This is a genomic window from Halorubrum pallidum, from assembly GCF_055380345.1.
The window spans coordinates 1586955-1610301 of sequence record NZ_AP043945.1; the positions used below are offsets into that span (position 1 = coordinate 1586955).

Annotated in this window: 15 protein-coding genes; 10 read left to right on the forward strand and 5 right to left on the reverse strand. The window is 51.4% G+C overall.

The genetic code is table 11. The features are described 5' to 3' along the window. Position 1: 1 nt before the first annotated feature. The gene (locus tag ACZ45C_RS09780) at positions 2-2668 is read right to left on the reverse strand and encodes a DUF1156 domain-containing protein (RefSeq protein WP_460562056.1); all 2667 of its coding nucleotides are present in this window, start codon (positions 2666-2668) and stop codon (positions 2-4) included. 170 nt (positions 2669-2838) lie between these two features. On the opposite strand from ACZ45C_RS09780, the gene ACZ45C_RS09785 reads away from it, so the two are divergent. Next, a complete protein-coding gene (locus ACZ45C_RS09785; protein ID WP_460562058.1) occupies positions 2839-2988 on the forward strand; it encodes a hypothetical protein in 150 nt (49 codons plus the stop codon). Positions 2989-3349: 361 nt separating this feature from the next. Here the strand turns inward: ACZ45C_RS09785 and ACZ45C_RS09790 are convergent, their stop codons facing one another. Then, on the reverse strand, positions 3350-6556 hold the full coding sequence (locus ACZ45C_RS09790) for a DUF499 domain-containing protein (RefSeq protein ID WP_460562060.1): 3207 nt from the start codon (positions 6554-6556) through the stop codon (positions 3350-3352). Between the two features lie 114 nt (positions 6557-6670). Between ACZ45C_RS09790 and ACZ45C_RS09795 the strand changes: the two genes are divergently transcribed. The 4 genes from ACZ45C_RS09795 to ACZ45C_RS09810 all read left to right on the forward strand — a co-directional run bounded on the left by ACZ45C_RS09795 (position 6671) and on the right by ACZ45C_RS09810 (position 13113). Further along, complete coding sequence (locus tag ACZ45C_RS09795) at positions 6671-8425, forward strand: DEAD/DEAH box helicase (protein WP_460562062.1); 1755 nt, start codon at positions 6671-6673, stop codon at positions 8423-8425. Next, a complete protein-coding gene (locus tag ACZ45C_RS09800; protein ID WP_460562064.1) occupies positions 8418-9587 on the forward strand; it encodes a hypothetical protein in 1170 nt (389 codons plus the stop codon). Before ACZ45C_RS09795 ends, ACZ45C_RS09800 begins: the two co-directional genes overlap by 8 nt. Positions 9588-9719: 132 nt before the next feature. Further along, entirely contained in the window at positions 9720-10775 is a 1056-nt protein-coding gene (locus tag ACZ45C_RS09805) for a metallophosphoesterase family protein (protein ID WP_460562066.1), read from the forward strand. Position 10776: 1 nt separating this feature from the next. Continuing rightward, positions 10777-13113: an ATP-binding protein gene (locus ACZ45C_RS09810; RefSeq protein WP_460562068.1), complete on the forward strand. Its 2337-nt coding sequence runs from the start codon at positions 10777-10779 to the stop codon at positions 13111-13113. Between the two features lie 66 nt (positions 13114-13179). Here ACZ45C_RS09810 and ACZ45C_RS09815 read toward each other — a convergent pair whose 3' ends face one another. Continuing rightward, a complete protein-coding gene (locus tag ACZ45C_RS09815) occupies positions 13180-14451 on the reverse strand; it encodes a HEAT repeat domain-containing protein (RefSeq protein WP_460562070.1) in 1272 nt (423 codons plus the stop codon). 109 nt (positions 14452-14560) lie between these two features. On the opposite strand from ACZ45C_RS09815, the gene ACZ45C_RS09820 reads away from it, so the two are divergent. Then, positions 14561-15799 carry a HEAT repeat domain-containing protein gene (locus tag ACZ45C_RS09820; RefSeq protein WP_460562072.1) on the forward strand — a complete coding sequence of 413 codons (1239 nt, stop codon included), beginning with the start codon at positions 14561-14563 and terminating at the stop codon, positions 15797-15799. Positions 15800-15914: 115 nt separating this feature from the next. On the opposite strand, the gene ACZ45C_RS09825 is transcribed toward ACZ45C_RS09820, so the two are convergent. Both ACZ45C_RS09825 and ACZ45C_RS09830 read right to left on the reverse strand, forming a co-directional pair. Next, positions 15915-16673: a DUF429 domain-containing protein gene (locus ACZ45C_RS09825; RefSeq protein WP_460562074.1), complete on the reverse strand. Its 759-nt coding sequence runs from the start codon at positions 16671-16673 to the stop codon at positions 15915-15917. Next, positions 16670-17842, reverse strand: a complete 1173-nt coding sequence (locus tag ACZ45C_RS09830; RefSeq protein WP_460562076.1) for a hypothetical protein — start codon at positions 17840-17842, stop codon at positions 16670-16672. The genes ACZ45C_RS09825 and ACZ45C_RS09830 overlap by 4 nt, the downstream gene beginning before the upstream one ends. 554 nt (positions 17843-18396) lie before the next feature. On the opposite strand from ACZ45C_RS09830, the gene ACZ45C_RS09835 reads away from it, so the two are divergent. The 4 genes from ACZ45C_RS09835 to ACZ45C_RS09850 all read left to right on the forward strand — a co-directional run bounded on the left by ACZ45C_RS09835 (position 18397) and on the right by ACZ45C_RS09850 (position 22345). Then, positions 18397-18780 (forward strand): hypothetical protein, encoded by a 384-nt coding sequence (locus ACZ45C_RS09835; protein ID WP_460562078.1) that lies wholly within the window; start codon positions 18397-18399, stop codon positions 18778-18780. 37 nt (positions 18781-18817) lie between these two features. Next, on the forward strand, positions 18818-20152 hold the full coding sequence (locus ACZ45C_RS09840; RefSeq protein ID WP_200530629.1) for an IS4-like element ISH30 family transposase: 1335 nt from the start codon (positions 18818-18820) through the stop codon (positions 20150-20152). Positions 20153-20537: 385 nt separating this feature from the next. Then, the gene (locus ACZ45C_RS09845; protein WP_460562080.1) at positions 20538-21737 is read left to right on the forward strand and encodes a transcription initiation factor IIB family protein; all 1200 of its coding nucleotides are present in this window, start codon (positions 20538-20540) and stop codon (positions 21735-21737) included. A 113-nt stretch (positions 21738-21850) separates the two neighbouring features. Then, the gene (locus ACZ45C_RS09850) at positions 21851-22345 is read left to right on the forward strand and encodes a hypothetical protein (RefSeq protein ID WP_460562082.1); all 495 of its coding nucleotides are present in this window, start codon (positions 21851-21853) and stop codon (positions 22343-22345) included. The last annotated feature ends 1002 nt before the right edge of the window (positions 22346-23347 follow it).

Consider the following 23347-nt stretch of genomic DNA (forward strand, 5'->3'; position numbering starts at 1 on the left):
GTTAGTAACTCGTAATATCTCGATCTCCAAGCACACGCGTGTAGGTCTCGTCTCCAGTCACGTCCGCCAGCCGACCGGCGAGTTCACGCAGATCATCATCGACACCCCACTTGTCGACGAAGTTCTGAACTGCCTGTCCCTTCTCGTAACGGTAGCGAAGGAACTGCAGTTTGTCGAGGTTCGAGAGGTGATCGTCACTGTCACCGTTGGTTCGTTCCTGGATGTAGGCCTGCCGTTTCTCGTTGTCCCACGTACCGAGTTCGAAGCCGTCGTCTTGGTTGTAGAGGCACATCTCTTTCAGCTCCTCGGGAGTAGCATTCGTACCCCGACAGAGTTTGTTCACGTCATCGAAGGACGGGTTGTTGCTATCGAGGAGATCGATGAAAACGTCCTCAACGCCGATGTCGCTGGCCTCTTGGATGATACCGTAGATCTCTTGGACGACTTCCTTGGCAGACATAATTTCGCCGTCGCGCTGTACCTTTCCGTGGTGCTTCGAATACTCGCGGAAGCACGCACCCATCTCCATCACGCCGATGTCGCCGCGTGAGAGCTCACGGTTCCCTTCAAGTTGCCTGCGGGTACGGCGAGCTGTGCGGTAGATGTCCCGGCGAAGTGAGTTCCACGACGCTGCTTCGGTTTCATCGACAGGACGGGCAACAACGATAATATCGAATGATACGGACTCGTCTTGAGTAAAACGTTGAAGGTCGGCAGAGACTGGATACGCTGCCGAGATCTGGAACCCGGCATCGCAGAGTCCTTCAAGAAGTTCCCCCCAAGACTCTGAGTCACTGTGATGATATGTGAAAGCAAGAACGCCGTCCTCTTTGAGTAAACCATGGATTTTCTCTAAAGACTCCCGAATCTCTCGCTCGAAATCACTCGCATCTTTTCCTTCCGCAGGATTTGTGACGATGCTCTCTGCCCGAGGTGTTTGGTCCGGTTCGAAGCACGGATATACCGTTTCCAGCAGAGGCTGTTGCCAAACATAAAAGAAGTTAGATAATTCGGAATATATTATATTATCATAGTAAGGTGGATCGGTAATGACCGCATCAAAGTCTTTGTCGAAGTCTGTTGTGCGGAGATCACCTTGGGTTAGAGTAACATCACCCCCTATTTTTTTCGAGAATGGATCTGTCTCTATGGATTCGCCATTTTCAACATAGCGTTCTGTTGGATCAGAACTATACGAAACTCCACGAACTAATTTCTCCCAGGTGTTTTTGAAAGTCCCACGACCATATTCTGTTCCCCACACATTATTCTCAACGAAATCTAATTGTGGAGCAAATCCGTTGGATTTGAATATACCTTCTATCTTGTTTGCTGATAGATTGTAGATAGTGTATGTATTTTGGAACATTAATGAGTCGGAAACTGCCAAGAGAAGATACTCTTTAATATTCTGATCGGGGATCTCGTCAATCCGACGCAGGAGTAGTGCTAAAGAATAAAGTTGCCGCTCATTGAACATATCGCTCCAGAGTTCGTATCCGTGATCGAAAACATCATGACCATCGTAATCCAGATTTTTCGATGTCGCTGTCACAGCTCCTCGTGGTATCTCAGTATCAGGGACATACTCAGTAAGATCATCCGCTGATTGCCACGCTTCCTTCGCTTGTTCGAATCGTTCTAAATCTGACTTTTCAACTCTCTTATATCCCTTTACGTCACTCCGAGATCCACCTGCATCATCACATTCGCCACAATAGTACTCTAATGCGTACAGTCGAGTCCGGAAACCACCTTGTTCCTGAATTGCGTCAATAATTTTGTACTTTTGGCCACATTCGTCGCATGAGTAACTGCCGTGACCACCGTTCCCCTCACTCGGAGTAAATGTGTAGCCGCAGTCGGTACAACTGCACTCACTCCGCCAATCATCTACCAAAAATACAGACTCGCAGTCCGGACAAAGGACGTTGTATTTGTCATCGTTCTCGTAGCGTCCCTTCGCCACACGATAGTCTTTGAACAACGGAACTGTGTGCCCGCAGGAGACGCAGTCCAACTCTTTCACCCAGAAGTTGTACATCACGTCCGCTTCGTGATCACCGTTGGGACAGGTCGTTTTGTAATACTGCGTAATCTCGTCAGCAACGTCCTCTTTGACCTGCTCGAAGGCCGCCTCTAGCTCTTCTACATCGGTCTGCCCTGCTTCGAGTTCCTTCTTCGTAACGAACCACGCGACGGGATTTAGATCGTTCCCGACTACCTCAGCACCGAACCGCGACGCCTCGACGAGCGACGTACCACCGCCCATAAACGGATCCAGAATCTTCTTGTCTTCTACGCGAACGTCCTTGGGGTACAGCTCCCAGAGGCTCTCAGGATCGCTCATATCGACGCGATCCATGAGCGATGCGATGTCCGTCTGTGTCTCGTCGCCCCAATCAGCGAGCGTCTCGTTATCCTGTCCGGGCTCGAAGACCTCAACCTTCTCTGGATCGTCAAGTAGCGTGTATAGAGAGATGGCTCGGAAGACACAGCCAAGGCGTCGCGCCCACCATTTGTGCATCGTATAAATGGGTCGGTAGTACATCTTCGCTCGACCTTCTTTTGCAGCGATTTCGTTCACTCGCTCGATGGGGAATCCCCGCTCGATGGGGAGTTCCGTCCGCTCGTGTTCTGTTGACGAGGACCCAGATTGTTCAGACATAAATCAGTATACCGTAGGGATTACGGACTAGCCTCATAAGTGTACAGCCTCGACGGTTATTCTCTACTGAATCAACCGAGATTCTACGAAGGCGAATGTGTCGTCTGGTATCGATACAGTATCTCGGTATAAACGAGATTTAATGATATTAGACGAGATAACGGCTAGTAATGAGCCTCTCAGGCACTGGCAATAGTACTGATTCTTCCGATAATGGTGAAGACCCGCTTGTCCCAGAAGGTGTCCTTGGGGGCATAGAGGACATCAGAGAGGAGAATACTGCGAGCGGAGAAGACATTAAGTCAGTTCTGAAGTTCTAATCGATCTCGATATTCAGATAATCATCTGAGATTTTATTCACCCTCACGACTGGTTCTCTGGTACGTTATGAGTCTTGATGAGGCACTCGCGGTATACTATATATCGCGGAGCAAAGAAGGCGAAAAACGGGCCGAACAGTCGCTACGCTCCAGGACTATCTGGATTCACTAGTCCAGCTATCCGATTCGTTCTGCGAACGCAGAATTCTCACCTAGCGATCACTTTGTCTCATAACTACCCAGAGTCACTATAAACGTCTTGGCAGATATGAGACAAGCAGTCGTATAATCGATAATTAGTGCGCCCCCGAATCTCGGTTATTGGCTATTATTCCCCGAGCGGAATCCCGTGCTTCGACCGCTACTTCTGGAAGCTAATTTCGACTTTGATGCTCGTCGCTTCGTCCGGCATCCGTTCGAACATATCCTGTACCTTCGTGTAGTCCTGTTCGGACTGCAATGTCAGGCTTATCTGGGTTCGTTCAACATCGGCGGTTCCCTGCAAGGCACTAGGAATCCCCTCTCTATCCGGTAACATGAAGGTGACATCGCCCACCTCGACCTCGCCCGCCTGATGCTCGTCCCGCCACTTCTTCCGCAGGACTGCAACGTCATCACCGTTGTACTCGAAGCGCCACGTGTCCGCCTCAGTGTCGGCCTTCCGGAATGGATACCCCGGCACCCAGTCCGATGCCTTGTCCGACCCGGTCGTGTTGACGACGTATTCGGGCTCTTCGTCCTTGCCGATGTTCTCAAGCAGGAACGTCCGTACCATGTACTCGGTGACGCTGTCATCGAATCGGTCCGTCACCTTGTTCACGGTGAACTGCTCTCCCGGTTCGAGATCTTCGATGTACTCCAGGATCTGCTCACCGATCCGGTCGGGAACCGTCGGGACGATCTTGACCGTCGTCGGGTCACGATCACCGAGCGACCCCAAGTATCGACCGCCGGCTTCGAGGACGTACTCGTCCACGAGGAAGTCGTTGACCGCTTCACGTGCGACGGTCTCAGTTTCGTCCGGTGGAAGGAACACGCTCTCGTCGCTGCGGATCTCTCCGATAATCGTATCGAGTTTCGCGTATCCGTCTGCTTCGATTGACGCTTCGATCCGATCAACTAGGTGGGACGCCCCGACGACCGTCGCGCTACCGACATCCCGCAGCGTCGCGTCGGATTGCGGTTTATCGAGGATCTCGTTCCCCCGGACGATGACGTACTGATCCTCACGGTTGAGCCGACCGACGGCTCGCATAATGATGTCGTGGCTGTCCCCGTCGATCCAGATCTCTCCGTCTTGGACGAGTTCGAGCTCGAAGTCACCAATGTCGAGTGCCGTCGTGCCGCTCCCGAACCGCTGCCGGAGTTCCTGCTCGACATCGTCTACTCCCCACACAGCAACGTCTTCCTTGTGGACCAGGATCGTATCGAGTGAACTTCCGGAGAGATCATCACGGAATCCGCTTGAGTCCCGTGCGAGGATCGGCTTGTCGTCAAGTGCCTTGACGGTTCCATTGAGTATGTCGTTCGCGCTTCCGGGAATCGGCAACTCTGGATCTCGAAGGAACTGCTCGTAGACATCTTCGATTGAGATCTCCCCCCGACGGTCGAGTAAGTCTTCGACGATGGCCCAGACGTGGGTCTGAAGGTCGAAGGGATCGGCGGCTGCGGAGTCAGCGATGTTTGATGCGCTCAGTTCGGCCCCATCGATGACGTAGACATCGAGGTCCATCGGGGCAGCGAGGTCGAACTCGTTGAGTAGGTCGTCGCCATCTATAACCTCTCCGTAGAGCAGTTGGAGCTCCTCTTTGAGTTCGCTGACTTCCTGCTCTTTCATGTTCTCGATGGACTCGCGGATCTCTTCGTCGAGCGATTCATCCGCGAGAACCTGCCGGGCACCCTCGATGTAGCGGGCCTTGTCGATGTACCGCGTTCCGGACTCGATAGCCTTGTCTCCAGAGGGCTGGACGAACACGAGCGTGTTACGCCACTCGCGCCCTCGCCCGTCATTCGTGATGACCTGTTCGACTTCTTCCTGCGTCCACTGATCGTCCTTCACGACGACTTTGATCTCACGATCATCCGGGATGTCACGGATGTCGTTCGTCCGGAACCCGATGGGATACGCGTTTGAGCCGAAGATGTCGGTGATGAAGTCCGCGATTTCGGCTTTGGCTGCTGTCTCTGAAACGTCGGTCGCAGCGTTCCGGATGAGCGCGTTCGGATTCTGTCGATCTCGAATTGCGTACTTCCCGTTGAGTTTGTGTAGGTGCCACGCAACCCCGTGGAGTCGTTCGAGGTCAAGTACGACATCGGCTACGAGATCTCCAGTCTGGTACGCGCCCATCACGATCTCCGAGACATCAGCCCCTTCTCCCTCGCTGGGTTTCAGCGAGTACAGGAGAATCGTATTCAGGACGCGGCGGCCGTGTGGTACGTCGTCAGTGTCGACGCGGTTGTTGATGTCGCCTGTCGCCGCGTTCAACCGTTCGTAATTGATCTTCGCCAGCTCGTTTTCGAACTCGATCGCGTCGATGTCACCGTGAGTGATCAGATCCGTCTGATCCTGCATTTCGAGAAGTACCTTCGAGAACAGGTAGATCATCCCGCGCGTGTTCTGGTTCCCCTCGTCGGCGTAGTAACGCGTTTCAAGCGCATCAAGAAGGACAGGATGGAACGGATAGAGATCGTGCATATCCGCCAGGAGATCATCGGGTAGCGTGACGTGGTCGGACTGGTCGTACGCGTCGAAGTACCCGTTGACGATCTCGCGGGCGGCACTCTCGTCAATATCGTCAATGAGGCGGTGGCGCAGGACTTCTCGCTTGTCCACCTGATTGTTCATATTGACTTCGACCGCTTGTTCCCGATTCAGGATGTCGTGAACCTCAGAGCCCTCACGAAGAACAGAGACGATCGTGTAGAGGTCAAGGTCGGAGAGTGCGGTCGATTCAAGTAGTGATTGGAGAAAGGCTTTGTTTGAGCTCTTACGGTCGCCCTGAAGCGTGTCGAACCAGTCTTCGAGCTCGTCGACGAAGAACGCGACAGTCTCGTCCCCAACAGCATCTTGAATCGTCTGCATATCGGGGTACCCGCCGGATTCGAACGTCCCTGGATCGTAGTCCAGTGCTTCGAAGAACGGCTCCCAGAGGTACTCGTATTGCTCGTTCTGCATTGCGACTGTAATCGGAGTCGCGTTATCGGGGAGCGCCGATTCGAACCCATCCACCGAGTCGCTGGCCCAATCAGCTGCAGCAGCGGGGGCGTCAAAGCAGTGATAGAGGGCAACCATCTGGTGAGATTTCCCACTGCCGTACGGGCCATAGAGAATGTGCGTCCCTCGCGGGTCGTCACCGGTGAGTGAATCACGGAGAATCGTGAGGGCTTCTCGAAGCCCTTGAGTCATCAGCGTCCTATCGAAGAAGAGTTCGGCGTCCGACTCGAACTCATCGTCATCCTCAACATTGTAGAGTTTTACTTGTCCGTCTATTTGTCCATCCTCTCGAAGCTCACGGCTCAGGGTGACCGTGTCATCGAGAGTTTTGGGCAAGGGCTCAGTCTCGGCCATTCTTAGGTACTTAACTACTGCTTGTGTCGACACAATAAACGCTCGGGTGACAGTATCTGTCGACTATTTGGGTGTCACACAACGTATTTGCCCCTCACCTGATTCTAACGTACTATGGCAGACTTCGACCTCGTTGACACAGAGGTCACTCACGAATCTGCGACTGATCTTCTGGAGTCGATAGATGCGGACTCTCCTGAGGGGGACCACGTACAGACAATTCAAGCAGTTCGTCTCCAGGCTGGCCAACCGGATTCCGAACTCAGATCGCTAAAACAGCTGGACGAGGAGTCGGTCAAATTGCTTGAGCATCAAGTCGATGCTGCCTACCGGGCACTTTTCGAGATGGATGGGAAAGCGCTACTTGCTGACGAGGTGGGCTTGGGCAAGACGATCGAAGTCGGGATGATTCTCAAGGAGATGCATTTCCGCGAGACAGATGATTCCGTTCTCATTCTCACCCCAGCCCAACTCGCCAAGCAGTGGCAGGGCGAACTATTGGAGAAATTCGGACTGGAGTACGTGTGTAACTACGACGAGGAATTCCGCGGCTTTGACCAGCACGACCACATCATAGCGAGTATTGATACGGCGAAGAGTGACCGTCATCGAGCAACGGTGCTCAACCGAGACTGGGACGTTCTAGTTCTTGACGAGGCCCACTACGTCAAAAACGAGGAGACGGACCGCTATGATCTAATTGACAATCTTTCGTACAACTACGGGTTTTTCCTGACAGCCACACCGATTCAAAACGAGCTAACTGACCTGTATAACGTTGTTTCCTTGCTTCGACCGGGATTGTTCGGGACGCGTGATGTCTTCCATCACTATTTCGTAAACAGTAATCAGGAAACACTCGTCAACCGCGACGAACTACAGGATCGGCTGAACAAGGTGATGATTCGGAATCGGCGCGCAGATACGGATATTGACTTCACGAACAGAAGCATCGATACACGAACCTTCGATCCATCTCCTGAAGAACGAGAGCTCTATCAGGCAGTCTCTGATTACGTCAGAGGTGCGTATAGCGAGGATCAGGGCCAAAAGCTGGTTCTAATGCTGCTTCAGAAAGAGGTTGTCAGCAGCCCTGCTGCGCTGAAAGCAACTATTGAAAAACGGCTCGATGACCAGTCTGAACTCACTCACACGGAAGAACTGGAGTCAATCCTCGATCTGATTGACGGTATTGAGACGGTCACAAAGCAGGAGAATCTGCTAAGCATCGTTGAGGAAGCCCGTGACCACGTCGAGATGGGACGAGTCATCGTCTTCACCCAGTTTCGAGCGACTCAACGGGAGATTCTTGATCGGTTGGCCACGGAAGGGTACACTGTCCACTCCTTCCATGGGGGGCACTCTAGCCAGGAAAAAGAGCAGATTGTCGAAAACTTCGAAGAAGAGGGTGGGGTGCTAGTCTCAACCGACGCTATGTCAGAAGGACGTAACTTACAGTTTTCAAACATAATGGTCAACTACGACCTGCCTTGGAATCCCATGCGTGTAGAGCAGCGGATCGGGCGGATACATCGGATTGGTCAAAAGCGCGACGTGTACGTTTTCAATATGGCCCTGAAGGATACAGTCGAAGAATACGTCCTAGAACGACTGTACCACAAGATCGACTTGTTCCAGCAGTCGGTTGGTGAGCTAAGTTCCATTCTCACACGGTTAGAGGAATCCGGCAAGACGTTTGAGGACGAAATCTTCGAACGATTGGTTAACGCTGATTCCGAGATTGATCTGGAGAACGATTTCGACGCGATGGCCGTTGACTTACAGGAACAGCGTGATCTTGCAGAGAAATTAGAGGAGTTCAACAGCGGTGTCTTCGAAGGCTTCGATCTGGGGGAAAGTGATGACTGACGCTGCTATTCCGATCACTCAATCAGCCGTCCAACAATTCACCGAGCAGTATCTACGTTCTCTGGACTCCACTATTGAGAAACACGAAGACAAATGGGAAATCGCAATCTCCGAACAAGCAGAGACAGAGCTCCCATCTGGCCAGTTAGTCTTATTCTGTGGTGATCCGTCCGCTGATTTGGATGAGAATGAACGCTATCTTCATCCAGAGAGTTCCTTCTTCCAAGAGATCGTTACGGAAGCGAGTAAGAGACAGCCGACAGGTAAGGTCGTTATAGCATCAGAGGATACCCAGATCGAGATACCACCGTGGCTTCAGGGCAATAATATCAACGTGAATGACGCAACGTTCACCCCATACTACGATCGGTCCGCCATAGCAATCCTCTATCGAATCAGCATTGAGACGGTCAGTGAGTACCAAACAGAACTACTCCGTGCCACTGCGATTGATATTCGCTCAATGGAGCGTCTCCCAAAGCTTGAGGAAACGTTTCTCGAATACACGTTACCTACCGGAGCGCAGATTGAGAGCCAATCTATTGATATTGAGCGATCCACAGCAGATGATTTGATCACGCAAACCCGTGAACAGATTATTGAGCGTGTGCAGCCGAAGGTTGATGAGATTCACCAAGAGGCATCTAGGGCAGCGGATGCTGAGATTGAGGAGTACAGACAGATGCAGCAACAACGGATTGAGGAGTTGGAAGAGAGTAAAACTCGACTCTCGGATCGAATTGAGGACCTAAGCGAATCAATCCAACAGAGAGGCAATGAGGAAGAGCGCGTAGAGGCTCTCCAAAAACGCAAGGAACTCAAATCAGAATACGAAGACTTGGACACTGAGATTGAAGATCTCCGGCATCGACGTGAGCAAGGCTATCCCGAAAAACAGCAAGACGTTCGAGAAAGACACGCACTTGAAGTCGTAGTAACCCCGCTCACGATAACACAGATCGAATACGAACGAGGAGAAATCATGTTTGAGTTAGAGGAAGGTTCGGTGACTCGGTCAGTGACACTCGGCTATGGAGATGGTATCGGTATAACTGACAATCTAGATTGTGAGTTCTGTAACCAGACCCTTGGAGACAACAATCCACTTCGGAGTATCAAAGATGGTCTACAATGCTCTCAATGTTATCGGAGCGGATCTTGATGGCGGATTCGTAATAGCCAGTGATGCAGCCAGATAGATGGTAACAAAGCATAGTTGACTCAATTGTTCTGAGTTCGGTTGAAACATCCATTTACCCAAGCTGTAAATACGGTCCTTTGTATTGTTTCTTCTATGACACGGTTGCTCCATACTGCTGATGTACATCTTACCCCTGATGATCCAGAGCGGATGGAAGCACTGAGATCACTCCTTAATCACGCTGAAAGAGATGGTATCGACGTTGTCACGATCGGGGGAGATCTCTTCGACCAGCCCGAAAACGTGGAGCAGCTTCGTACCGATTTACGGAACGACCTTTTTTCGAACCGACCATTCCAGATCATCCTCATTCCAGGGAATCACGATATTGAGGCGTATCGCGGTGATGTCTTCTTCGGTGATTCCTGTACTGTCATTACCGAAGAACCCTTTGAGCACTGGACTGCATCTGATGGAAGTCTTCGGATCACTGGACTTCCGTACAGAGAACATCCGGACGACGATCTCCTGTTGTCGCTTCAGGACAGAGAACCATTTGGCGGGACAGAGGTTCTACTCCTACACTGTAGTCTCGATGCACCATTCGATGACTATGAGACAGGTGACGAAGGTGCTCACCGCTATTTCCCAGTCACAGAAGACCTACTCACAGAACTAGAGTTCGATTACTACCTTGCGGGTCACTATCATAGCCCGCATCAGGTATCTTTCTCGAACGGAGCAGAATTCACCTATCCGGGAACCCCTGCCTCGACAAGTACCTCTGAAACAGGCCAGCGACGTGTAAGCGTACTCGATCCGGATAATGGAATCAATTTCAAGACGCTTGATACGTTTCACTACGTCTCACGGGAGTTCACGGCTACGCCGGGAACAGAGCAGGAATTGCTTGGTGAAGTTCGAGCGTGGGCACAGCAGCACATAACAGACTCTTCGAAAGCTTCGGTTCACGTTTCCGGCTTTGTCGAGATGGATGAAGAAGCATTCTACGGAGAGCTGACGACGGCAGCGTCGCCAGCAGAAGTGACGGACGAGACGCGAAGCGTGGAACACATTCTTTCACATCCCTTGTACAGGTCGTTCGAAAAGGAATTAGAAGAGACTGATTGGGATGACGATACGTCTGCGAAGGTAACCCAGCGAACACTGGAAGTATTCAGCCAGCTCACGGCACAGGGGGAGATATAAGATGCGTCTCACGACAGCTGAAATCGATCGGTACGGGCCACTCTACGACTGCCGTCCACCGTCCCAAGATGGACTCTCTGTCATATCCGGTCCGAATGAAGCCGGGAAAACACTATACCTCGAAGCCCTGCTTCAGCTGCTTGAACCCGACGTTGCGGACGTAATGGATCCATCACCCCGCGTGAACCAAACCCCAACGGGACGCGCCGTCGTCGAACACAACGACGAGCAGTACGAATTCGATGGGAAAACGTCGTTATGCGACATTACCCAGATTGAACCGTCGCATCTCCAAAGCGTGTTTGTTGTTAGAGACAGCGATCTCCAACTTCCGAGCAACCAAGAGTACTACACATCACTCATTGAGAAACTGGGAGACATTCATACGACGGAGATCAACGCGATCACATCCGCACTGAAAGACCGTGGACGCCTCACTAACAGGCGGCTCAACATTTCCAGCGACCAATCCTACCACAACGCCGGCGACGTACACGATAAGGCAAATGCACTTGCAGAGGAGATACGCGAGTATACTGAGAAGATCGAAGAAGAAGGATTGGACGAATTAGATACACGACGGCTCCGTGTCAAACGGGAACTCCGTGAAACACGCGAACAACTCAACGAACAGCAGAGAGCGAAAACCGTAGCTGAATACGAACGGCTTTCGAAGCAACTCGATACGTATCGTTCTACCAGTGACCAACTCGCTGAACTCGAAGACTATGACAGAGATACACTTGAGGAGCTGCGGGCGTTGTCGAACGATCTGAAGAGGGATAAAGAGGATTTACGAGAACTAGACGACGACATCGAAAAGAAACAGGGTGAAGTTGGGGAAACGACGGAAGAGTTAGAGGAACTCAACGATCAGCAGTCCGATCTCGAACGTCGTGAGTCGGCAGTTGATGATGTACGGACAGCGTTAGAGACATACCGGGATCGGCAAGACGAAGCGACCGGTGCTGATCGACGGATCGAATTAATGAGACCAGCAGCACTCGTCTCATTACTTGGTGCGGGCGGCGCAGGCGTTGTTGGAGCGATCACCGGTACACTGTCAGCAGTCGGGTTAGGGGTCCTGCTTCTACTCGTATCGGCCATATGCGGCGTCCTTTACTACCAAGCTAACCAGCGCCTCACTGGTATCGAGACAGCCCGTGAAGCTGCGCTACAGACCGCTCGGGACGCAGGGTTTGATGTCGAGGCTGTGAACGAAGTTGCGCCGGCGATCGAGTCTTTTGACGGGAAGCTTTCGAGAATCCGCGAACGGACCGCTAAGAAAGAACAGGAGCATCAAAGCGCTCAGAATACACTCGAAGAACTCCGAGATGATAAATCAGAGTTACAGACCCAGATCAAAGAGCAGGAGAACGAACTTAGGGAACGACTTGAGGAAGCCAATGTCGAATCGATCGAGGAGTATGAAGAAGTGGTCGGCATGCGTGAGGACCTAGAACCGGACAAACAGACCGCCAAGCAAAGTCTCGTTGATCGCTTTGCGGAGCAAGATGCTGACGATCCTGAGAACAAAGCTGAAGCCTGGGAAGATGAACTCAACGAACTCGTCACGGATGTCGATACAGACGAGGTTGATACTGACACATATGATGATGAGAAGCTTCAGCAGCTCGAAGCCGAGGTAAAGCGCCTCGAAAGAAAACGCGACGATCTACAGGAACGCCTTGACGAACACGACGACACGCTTGATAAATTTGACCGGCGGGCTCGGACTCTTAATTCTCAACCGTTTATTGGTCGTAGTCTCGACCTAGATACGCGTTCAAAAGAAGGTCTAGAAACGCTCGCTGAGGATCTAAATTCTGTCGTCCAGCAGCTGGACGAAGATGCTGACATATCACGGAAAGCCTTGGAGATATTCGGACGGATCGAATCGAAGGAAGAGCAAAAGCTGTCGGACTTATTCGATCCAGACGGTCCCGCGTCCCGGACGTTTGAACAGCTAACTGGTGGTCGCTATAAGCAAGTTGCCTATGACCCCGACGCCCACGATCTCGTTGTTGAACGCCAAGATGGGCGTACTCTTAGTCCCGAAGTACTCAGCCAGGGAACGAAGGATCAACTATACTTCGCAACGCGAGTCTCACTGGCTCAACAACTCCTTGGAAGCACTCCTGGATTCTTACTCCTCGATGATCCATTCCTCGCAGCAGATCCAGACCGGCTCAACCAAGGCTTTCAGACTCTGCAAGAACTGGCCGATGACGGCTGGCAAATCCTCTATCTCACTGCGAAGCAAGAGGTGAGCGAAACAATGGTTGAGGAATACGATCTCAACCACACGAAAATGGAGCCCTCATCATTGAGTACTTAAAAAGGAAATTGCCGCGTCTTGGCGTGTTCTCCGCTAGTAGCATAGCTGGGCATCTTGAAAGAATGGTTAGTCAGTGATTTGACTGAGTGCCCACTGAGCCATCTCTTTGACCTTTGGATTAGGATCGTCCTCAGCGAGTCGTTCTAGTCTCTCAGTTGAGACGGACGGTTTTGCATTCCCGATCAACGCGCATGCGTTCCTGCGAACTTCCGGTTGGTCATCAGTTAGTGCTTGTTCAAGTAGGTCGCTTTGCTGCCGAATCGTTTCAGGATCGGCTTCGCCGCACCTAACGAGAGCGATCGAGGCGTTTCGACGAACCAGTCCTTCATCGTCTCTTAGACACATGGCGATTGTGGCTGCGTGTACAGCCACGTGCCGCTGGTACTCTTGTGCAATGTCACCGAGCAGTCCGACAGCGTTCTTTCGGACTTTCGAATCTACATGTACCAGTAGTTCGGCTATATCATCGACTAATCCGGAACCGACGTTCGGATACGTAGCGACGATTCGTCCGAGAGTCGCTAATGCGTTCGATTGAATGTTGATCTCGTCTTCGCTGATCCCGTCAATTAGCGTATCAAGAACCGGAAGCAAAGCATCAGGATGCGTTTTCGAGAGCCGCGCAAAGTAGTGCATGATCCACTGCCGTGTTTCCGCGTCTGCTGTTCCGTACGAACTAGCTACCGTCGGAAGAGCTTCAAGCGCATTCTCGGGCTCATCATTAGCAACCATCACTAGGTATCTAACTGCCAACGAAGACCACTGAGAGCCCCCAACGAGGCCAGCGATCTGTTGTATCTCATCGTTAGTCGTTCTGGACTTGGAACTAATCTCAGCTCCTTGTATGATGATGTCTCGAAGCTCCCCTCGATCCTTATCCGAGTAATCCAGATCGACAACGTCGTTCGAGGCGTCATCTTCACCGTTATTTCGACGGTCTTCAGTGGGCGATTGACTGGATCCTTCACCCTGTTTTGGATCCAGCGATTGGTCGTCTGGAGTGATTTGTGGGCGAGATTCGTGTGGTTCCATCAATCCGTGCCGGATGTAAAACTCCCTGAGTGTGTCACAGTCGTAGTAGTCAAGGTACGTTTTCCAGCCAATCATCCGATACCGTCGCCAACACTTGTGACCATCAATGAACACGGGGTTTTCTCCATCGCTGGGCGGATCAACAATAGCTGATAAGTCTTCTTCGGGTTGAGCGTCCGGCGGAAAACCAGTCCAAGGTTTGTCTCCATCCTCGTTTACCGCGCGCTGATCGCACTCCTCACAAACTCGTACCGGAAACTCCCCCCGTGGCCTCATCGGACCGTCGCGGCAGATCGGGCACGGCATAGTAGGATTTTATCGTTAGACTACATACATATTGTCCAGCAATCAGAGTAAGACTTGACGAGTAAGTCTACGGGAAAATATTCATTCAATTGAATGAAATAGGCACGTTATGAGCGACGACGAGGAATCCCGTTCCACACTTGATCGTGTTCGGGATACAAAACGAGAGGCATCACCCGATATAGGGTATCAACTTGCTGAATGGGATATGCTCAAACCACCGACAGAGCGAGTCGGGAAAACGAGTCAATGGTGGCTTACGCTCTCCGATGTGTCTGTTCCCCCAGAGTCCGAATTCACCGACTGGTCAGTGTTTGACCAGTATACGAACGACTACGTGGACCCGAGATTCCTTGACCTTCCGGAAGAGCCAGAACCTGAGAGCATTTCTGAAGCGATCACGGCGATTGAGAACGGTGACGAGAAAGATATTCGGATAGAATTAGTACGAATTAGACGAGTTTCCGAACAGCATCCTGATGCCTGTGAACCGGCTATTTCTACTCTCATCGATAGACTGTCGTCAGGTGACATCGCGGTACAAGCGGAGATTATCGGAATCCTTCATGAACTCTCCGGCGAAGACCCGGAACTGGTTCGTCCAACTGTTGAGACACTCGGCAGTTTCCTCGCTGTTGAGACCCATGATCGGCTTCGGAAGGGGACGATTGCGATTCTCAGCCGTGTCGCTGAGGAAGACCCATCTGTCGTTTCAGATTTAGTTCCGAAACTTGAGGTACTACTGAAGGAAACGACGGATGACGCAGGTTCAATACAACAAGTACTGACACGGGTCGCCACAGGGTATCCAGAAGCCGTTCTCCCTATCGTTCCGACTCTCGTTGAACACGTGAGTGATCCATCTCATACTCATCGCGTTGGAACGCTTTCAGTGCTTGGACAGGTCTCGAAAGCGTACCCGAACGTAGCGACAGATGTTGTCCCGACTGCTCACGAGCTACTCTCGGTGGAAAAAGATAGACTCCGAGCAAATGCCGCTGCGTTGCTCGCGGATTTAGCTGGCGAATATCCTGAAGAAGTACAATCAACTGTTCCTGATGTAATTGAGCTACTCAGTGACGAGGATGATCACGCTCGGTATAATGCAACTTCCATCCTCGCCAGGGTGGCAGAACACGACCCAGAACCAGTTAGACCCGCAATCGAAGCGCTGATTGATGCACTCAATGAGGATCGGCCAGCAGCACGAGAAAACGCCTGCTGGGCACTTGGACATCTCGAAGCAACCAGAGCTCAAGAAGCACTTGCTACGCGTGCTGAGGCCGATCCAAACGAGAGGGTTCGACAAGCCGCATCATGGGCGCTTGATAAAATCGGGAGCTCGTAAGGAAATAACGGTCAATATCGATCGGCATCAGTTCGCAGTGAAACGAAGAGATAACGCGAACGGTTGAAATCGATTATCGGGCCGATCGGCCCTATACGATCATAATACTCTGTTTTTATGCGAGTGTACTTTCGCTCCAATACGCCATTTGCATCGGGAGCCCTTTGGAGTCGATATTTGGATTTTTCGGAAGTGTGTCCGGCTTTTCTCCTGATTTCCACGCTGTCACAGCAAGTCCAAGCGCATCAATTACGTCATCGACTGTCGCACGATTTTCGCTTTTGGTGAGTCTCGCACAGAGTGTCTGAAACACATCCCCTGGAACGTCGAGATGATTATCAAGCGAATCAAGCCGCTCACCCACGCCAGCAGCAGTCTTTTTTGAGTGCTGGAGTTCTTCTCCACGGAGACCTCGAAAACAGACTTCGGGATGGGATTCAGTTACGATGTTGGTAATTGAAGCGTTTGATTGCAAGAAGGCGTCTACCTCGCCAATCCCCGAGGCGATATGATAGGACTGTCGAGACAGTCCTTTCCCCAACACATCCTGGTTCGTCTCGTTTACTCTGTCATATGGTTCGCCGTCATTAGCTTTCGTACATGCTTCTCTTGACGGAACAGGGAACACACTACTGGGTCGTCCAGTCACCGCTCGCGCAAGTGAGTCAAGTTCTTCGCGGTCTTGAAGCGTTTCCTCATCATCAGGAAGCCCAATCGGAACATCAATCAGCATCCGATTGAGGTCTGGAACGCGCTTCCAGAGCATTTCGAAGTTATTCTCCAGAAGACACCCCGAGTAGATCCCATCCTCGAAGATGACAGCGAGCCATTCCCCCCTAGCCCAATCGACGCCGGCGACCTTCTGGTGGGTCATTCGTATTCTTCTAATGTTGGCCAGCGATACAGCTCATCGGAACTGAGGAACTGTTCATGTAGGGTGAGCAGTTCCTGCTTCACTTTTTGTACGAGCCCAGCAGGATCGGTTTCGGAGCATTTACGAACGAAGATTGCCTTCTTGTAGTTCGTGCCGTCAGCTCGGACGGCGTTCTCACTCCCGCTCTCAAGCCACGTCCGCATTTCAGCCGGGTCGTCTGTTTTCGCAATCCCAACCTTCCACTGATTGAAGCTGTTCATTGAGGCCCACAGCTCCATACCCCTTTCAGCAGCGTAATCGAGAAGCTCGTCCAGATGCTCGTTCACGTAGTCGCGGTGCGTTTCTATTTCTCTCAGGTTGAACACGATGCCAGTGTGTACGTCGTGTGTCTCCAGATCTACCGTTACCGTCAGGTAGGACGTTAGCCGAGACCATTCCTGTTCACGTAATTTCCGAACAAATGGAATATCGATACGTTTGGGTACGATACGCTTCCACGCAGACGGTTCCGGTTTCTTCGTCGTTGATGTATGTACCTTCCCAGGGTTTTCGAGTTCGGTCCCGACCAATTCCTGTCGAAGGTCTCTGATGAAGTACCGATACTGCTGTTTGTCGTGGTGGTCAAATCCTGTGAAGGGGTGCATGTCTTCTGCCTCGAAAAGGTCCAGGAGCATCCGGAGAATTGGGCGTTGTTCTGCCGGGATGTCGGCCTCGTCAGTTTGCCGGAGTCGCCGGAAAACGGTGAACCAACTCAACCAGTAAACAGGTTCGTCCGCGAATTGGTTTAGTAGTGAGACTGGAGTCGTGTTCATTGTGACGACGACCAGTGCAACGTCTTGACCATCCGCGTTCAACCGCAGTTTGGCCAACTCGTCTTGAAGCTGGTCTTTGTGTAGAGACGCACCGTACTTTGACTCGTAACCAACCAGTTTGTCTTCATCATCTACAACCCAGTCGATCTCTCGGTCAATCCCCGTATCAGTATACAGTAGTAGCGGTGAGTTCTGGTGGGCGACAAGCCTCGCCTCATCGGAGAACGATAGCGGCTGATCACTATGGATCCTGTTGAGAATATCAGGACTGATCTGTAGACTATAGTAGAGGTACCCTGCAACCTGTTGATTCAGGTCTTCTTCGTCTCCATTCGGTGACGAGAATGGGTACCCCATATACGCGCGACAACTCAGTAGAACATAATAAAATCTGATGCTGCCATCCTATCTACCGTGTCCTAACCGGCCACTTGTTCATCCCGCTTCTTGCCCCTATGTAAAACGTGTCATAGGGCCGTTCACGGGCTACTTTGTGCGTTGTATATGTCGTTCATATCTGTCGGCCTACTCCGGGTGACACTGAATCTATTTATTGGGCCTTGTTTAGACGCCCCCGATAACGTGGGCTGGTGTCAGTATCGGCAGAACAGGATTAGTCTATGAGAGCCTCTCTGTTCGGTTTCGCTTTTGGATAGCGACCGGTTCGTCCGATCCACACCGCGTCTAAACAAGGCTTATTTATTGTATGTAACCTGTGCAGATAGTATTCTACTGTCCGGTTACAGTCGATTCTGAGAGTCAAGTACTGTTCAGTACATTAACTATTAACCTCAGGCCATAGACGGTTCTTCTAGTGAGCCTGCTGTGAGCCCTTCAGCTCAAAGAGTTACTAGTAGTGACTTGGAGACAACCCTTCAAGCAGGTCAGGATCCAGCGTTGAAGCTAGTATTATGATTAGCGACAAGATCTCTACTGGAACGTTCCCGGAGCAGATGAAAAACTCGGAGCAATGGCTGCTCTGGAAACCGACAGATGATGGTCGTAAAATCCCGAGAGCACCTTGGGAGACCGGAGATCCACTGCTGTACGTTGATGCGATGGATCCATCGAACTGGGTGTCGTTTACAGAGGCGCAGAGTTGGCGGTCGAAACTCCCTCAAAAATTTGAACTCGCATATGCACTCACCCGTGACGATAAAATCGCCTTTCTCGATCTTGATGATGTTATCATCGACGGCGAGCCTAGCCCTGCGGCGCAGAATCTTATTGACCAAGCACATTCATACACTGCCATCCGTTGTAGTTTAACTCCTCGTGCCAGCACCGTCTGCTGATCTGAATACCGTTGGAACTACTTGTCAGAGAAACCCGGTGGCTGCTGTGAGTTACGAACCACCGGATTCAGTGATTGTCGACCGGATCAAAAGAGCGTTTCCCTCTGATGAGTTGCGCGAGCGCGCTCGCGCAACGAATCTCATCCAACGAGAGCGCAAGTTCGACACTGTCGCGTTGTTCTACACCCTCTCACTGGGTTTCGCTGCTGGATCAGATCGCTCTATTCAGGCATTTCTCGAACGGTTCGTCGAAATGGCTGACTGTGACGAACTCGCTTATCCAACCTTCCACGGCTGGTTTTCACCCGCGTTCGTTGCACTCCTGCGAGAGATTCTCGATGACGCCATCGAGAATCTCGAACCGGGACAAACCGACCTCAGCGGACGTCTCGAACGCTTTCGAGACGTCCTCATTGTTGACGCCTCTATCGTCTCACTCTACCAAGACGCTACAGACGTCTACGCAGCGACTGGCGAAGATCAAGCTGGCGTGAAGCTCCACCTCACAGAATCACTCTCAACCGGACTTCCTACGCGGTTTCAAACGACTGACGCCAAAACGCAGGAACGGAGCCAGCTACCCACCGGCGAGTGGGTAGCTGGCGCACTCGTCTTACTCGATCTCGGCTTCTACGACTTCTGGTTGTTCGACCGTATCGATCAAAACGACGGCTGGTTCGTCTCACGGGTCAAAGATGACGCGAACTTCGAGATCGTCGAAGAGCTTCGCACATGGCGGGGAAACAGTATTCCACTCGAAGGCGAGTCGCTGCAGGACGTCCTCGACGACCTGCAGCGACAGGCGATCGACGCTCGGATCACCCTCTCATTCGACCGCAAGCGAGGGTCGGGCGTCAGCACGACCCGAACGTTCCGACTCGTCGGTGTGCTCAACGAGGACAGCGGTGAGTACCATCTCTACCTAACGAATCTTGCCAGAGACAACTACCACGCGCCCGATATCGCACAGCTCTATCGGGCGCGCTGGGAGATTGAGCTGCTGTTCAAGGAACTCAAATCGCGCTTCGGTCTTGATGAGATCAATACGACGGATCCCTACATTATTGAAGCGCTGATCATCGTAGCGGCGCTCTCGCTGCTGATGAGCCGCGTTATTGTGGATGAACTCCGCAAATTAGACGCAAAGCGGCAGGGAAGCGACGACGACGCAGCGGCGTCGTCGACGCGTCTCCCACGCCGTCGGTGTTCTCACGCGCTCGAACGTCACGCACACTTGGTCCAACTGTACCTGATGCTAGATCTGGGGTATGAACTGCCAGATCTCGACGAATTGCTGTTGTGGTCGTCACGGGATCCAAATCCACATCGAGCAAGATTACGTGAGCAGGTTGAGTCAGGCGAGTTCTGGTAGAAACTCGCCTGACAAGCCGGTCAGCTCAGACGTTGGTAGTAGTGACAGCTCTGGATCGGCGACGCACTCACCGGAGTGAGTGCGCCGCCTTCAGAGAGTGACACAGATCTCATCATCCGAGACAGAAGAACATCCGTTCAGTTCTCCGATCACACTTCATCAGCGATTGGACTCAACACCGTCTTGGTCAACTATCCGCACAAACACCGCCTCAACGCGCCGCTAAACTACAACGGATGCATACACTGCAGCCTCTACTTCTGGAACCGGGATCCACGTCTTTGTCAGTGGAAGCCTCGGTGATGACATCAAGTCGCTAACGGGTCAGATAGACGAAGGCGACGACCAAACTTTAGAAGTGTATGACCGGAACCGGTTTGTCGCGGTGACTGGAGATCACCTTGAGAGAACCCCTGCTGAGATCACGTCTGGCGATCGCTTGCTAAATGAACTTGAGGCCGAATACGCCTCGGTTAGTAGCGAAACGCCTGATCGGACGATTGCAGAACCGCAACGATCCCGTGATGAACTCCACGAGATAGAGACGACAAGTGACATCCAAGATATTTTTGATGCAATCAACCAGACTCGGCCGTCCGATATTCGAATGCGGAGTACACAGACCCGGGAACATGGCGATGGAACGTATTCGTATGATCCATCGTGGGTCCACAGCGAATCCGGAACTCGATTAGGCGTACTGGATGACGTGTGGATTTACCGAAAGGGAATGATCGCGCTTGATGCGTTGCAATTGGTTGCTCTCGAAGAAGGAATCATCGCTAACGAACGGGAGTACCCAGAAGGACGCGATTTCTGGGAAGCAGTCGGTGCACTTCGGGGCCGTGGGGCGCACATTCCGAAATTTGAGTCCAGTAACGAGCCACTCTCCGAGAGTTCAGAGACAGATCCCGGTGCTGAGATCAACAAATGGAAAGTCGCCAAGAAAATCAACTACGGCGACCGAGTCAGAACTTACGTTCACCCCTACGATCGGGACTACCAGGAAAGGCTTGCTCTCGAATTGACGCCAGTTATTATCGATACGGTCGAATCGTTGTACCTCTCACCGGCTGTCGCCTACCGGACAGCGGAACTCTATGCGAAAGGACACGCTGCTGGGGTAGTTCCTGGAGCAGCACACGAGAGCTCGGTAGGAGCAGCTCTGCGTATCGCTGCAATCGAAGCAGGGACGCCGAGACCGCTCGCGGATATTGCTGATACAGTCGAAGAGGATCCGACCTCGATTCGAAATAAGTTCCAACGAATAATGAAAGAGACCAGTCTCTCAGAAACGCTGGACGTTTCCGATCTTATTGTTGACCCGGTCGATTATGTGCCCTACATCGCCCGGCACTTGGGAGTAACAGACGATACCAGCCTTCGTAATTCAGTATGTGAATTACTAACACAAGAAGAGCATGGCGGGGGTTCGAATCCAATCTCAGAGGTTGCTGCGGCGTTCTACGTGGCGATGAAACAGTCAGATAACTATTCGATAACTCAAGAGGACATCGCTCGTGCAGCAGAAATATCCGAAGTCACTATCCGAAACAACTACCGGAAATACACTGGCTCGCCCTAGCCAGAGTATGTTTGCTGCGGATAGAGTCAGTACACTGAGCAACTGACTGTCTCGTCGATCACCCGCCAATTTCTCATGAGGTTTTTAAGCGAAAGGCTGTTATTTTGCTGGGGATGAACCCTGTAAAACAACACGTCGAGGAACTCGCAGATATATCACCACCTCATGAATACGTAACGGACCATGGGACTGTAATTGAATCTGACCTCAAGCAGATTTCACTTGCAGGCAGTCAAATCACGGTTTCAGCGGATATGACACAGGATGAACAAGCATTGATCGAAGATGCGATTCGAGCAATCCAGCCTCGTGGGAAAGAGTGCTTCAGAAACGCTCTCAACCTGTCGTTATACGATCATCACCTCAGATACACTGAAGGATATGCGTCTCCATCGTTCCGTCCTGATACTGTGGTTGAACACGCCTGGGCGATGCTTGATGGCGAGAAAATCGTTGACCCAACGCCGGAGTTCGAGCATCACTACGGCGTAGTATTCTCCTCACAAGAGATCCTAGAACAGAATGCGGAATCAAATATAAAATCGGACGGAATCATATGTGGACGGCGGAACTATGACTTCCTTGCTGAACAAGGCTATACGAGATAACCTAAATAGAGACCGCGTTTTTAACTGTTCGTACCAACTGCGGTACGGTATCCTGCAACCAGTATACAAACAGTCTATCAGGAGAAATTGTTTCCCTGAGAAGTGCCTTACCGGATCTTGACTACGGCGACGAATTCAGCCGTCGGATTAAATTTGCCCCGGTACCTACCGGCGGTATTGCGTCCGAGTCGTGTCTTCTGAGCGGTCGTTCTTTTTCGACTAGTAAGTTCGTTAACTCCCACGTATAGTTACTAATAGGCGCTAGTTGACGAACCTCTCACTACTGCCGTATCCTTCCAATACCGCAGAGAGATGGCCTATCCTACCATTAGGGTGTCATAGAAGAGTTACCATGTTATTTCTTTCGTGAGTTTACAGCCGAATTAGCCGATAGAACGCGCTTGCGTAATGAGAATAAGAATACTATTCATACCCAAACAATTTTATTCGTTTGCTCGGTTATTTGTCACATGGAACATTGTGATGAGTGCGGGTCAATGATGTCTTCAACGGGTGATGGATGGACTTGTAGACATTGTGGATTCAACTTTTCAGATGATCCAGGTGCTTCGGAAGAAACTATCGACACAATTCGTAGTGAGAAATCAGAACGAAGATCAGCTCAGAGTGAACTAAGCAAAGTTCGTAACAAACTCAGTTTAGTCACTAGTACAATTATACCTCTTTCTTGTCCTAATTGTAGCGGAGTAGGTGCCACTTTGGATATAGAGAATAACACCTCTCCAAAGTTTGTATGCGAAAAATGCGAACACCGGTGGGAAACAGATAGCTGAATAGCTGCGCTCTTGTGTAACATATTGTTGACGGACTGTTGTCTTGCGATGTGTGGCTATATGAATTGAATTGTGAGTCCACAGTAGAGGTGCTATGAAACCCAATCCCCGTTCCCACTCAGCCAGCGATGACTGTATCAGCGGTCTCCTGCAGAAGAGTGTGAGTAACGATGATTGGGTGGGCAATCCAAACGTGACCCGGTTCACA

What these genes read in the sequence shown, in the direction of transcription:
- ACZ45C_RS09780 (WP_460562056.1), bottom strand. Translation starts at nt 2,668, where the DNA reads ATGTCTGAACAATCTGGGTCCTCGTCAACAGAACACGAGCGGACGGAA.
- ACZ45C_RS09785 (WP_460562058.1), top strand. Translation starts at nt 2,839, where the DNA reads ATGAGCCTCTCAGGCACTGGCAATAGTACTGATTCTTCCGATAATGGT.
- ACZ45C_RS09790 (WP_460562060.1), bottom strand. Translation starts at nt 6,556, where the DNA reads ATGGCCGAGACTGAGCCCTTGCCCAAAACTCTCGATGACACGGTCACC.
- ACZ45C_RS09795 (WP_460562062.1), top strand. Translation starts at nt 6,671, where the DNA reads ATGGCAGACTTCGACCTCGTTGACACAGAGGTCACTCACGAATCTGCG.
- ACZ45C_RS09800 (WP_460562064.1), top strand. Translation starts at nt 8,418, where the DNA reads ATGACTGACGCTGCTATTCCGATCACTCAATCAGCCGTCCAACAATTC.
- ACZ45C_RS09805 (WP_460562066.1), top strand. Translation starts at nt 9,720, where the DNA reads ATGACACGGTTGCTCCATACTGCTGATGTACATCTTACCCCTGATGAT.
- ACZ45C_RS09810 (WP_460562068.1), top strand. Translation starts at nt 10,777, where the DNA reads ATGCGTCTCACGACAGCTGAAATCGATCGGTACGGGCCACTCTACGAC.
- ACZ45C_RS09815 (WP_460562070.1), bottom strand. Translation starts at nt 14,451, where the DNA reads ATGCCGTGCCCGATCTGCCGCGACGGTCCGATGAGGCCACGGGGGGAG.
- ACZ45C_RS09820 (WP_460562072.1), top strand. Translation starts at nt 14,561, where the DNA reads ATGAGCGACGACGAGGAATCCCGTTCCACACTTGATCGTGTTCGGGAT.
- ACZ45C_RS09825 (WP_460562074.1), bottom strand. Translation starts at nt 16,673, where the DNA reads ATGACCCACCAGAAGGTCGCCGGCGTCGATTGGGCTAGGGGGGAATGG.
- ACZ45C_RS09830 (WP_460562076.1), bottom strand. Translation starts at nt 17,842, where the DNA reads ATGGGGTACCCATTCTCGTCACCGAATGGAGACGAAGAAGACCTGAAT.
- ACZ45C_RS09835 (WP_460562078.1), top strand. Translation starts at nt 18,397, where the DNA reads ATGATTAGCGACAAGATCTCTACTGGAACGTTCCCGGAGCAGATGAAA.
- ACZ45C_RS09850 (WP_460562082.1), top strand. Translation starts at nt 21,851, where the DNA reads ATGAACCCTGTAAAACAACACGTCGAGGAACTCGCAGATATATCACCA.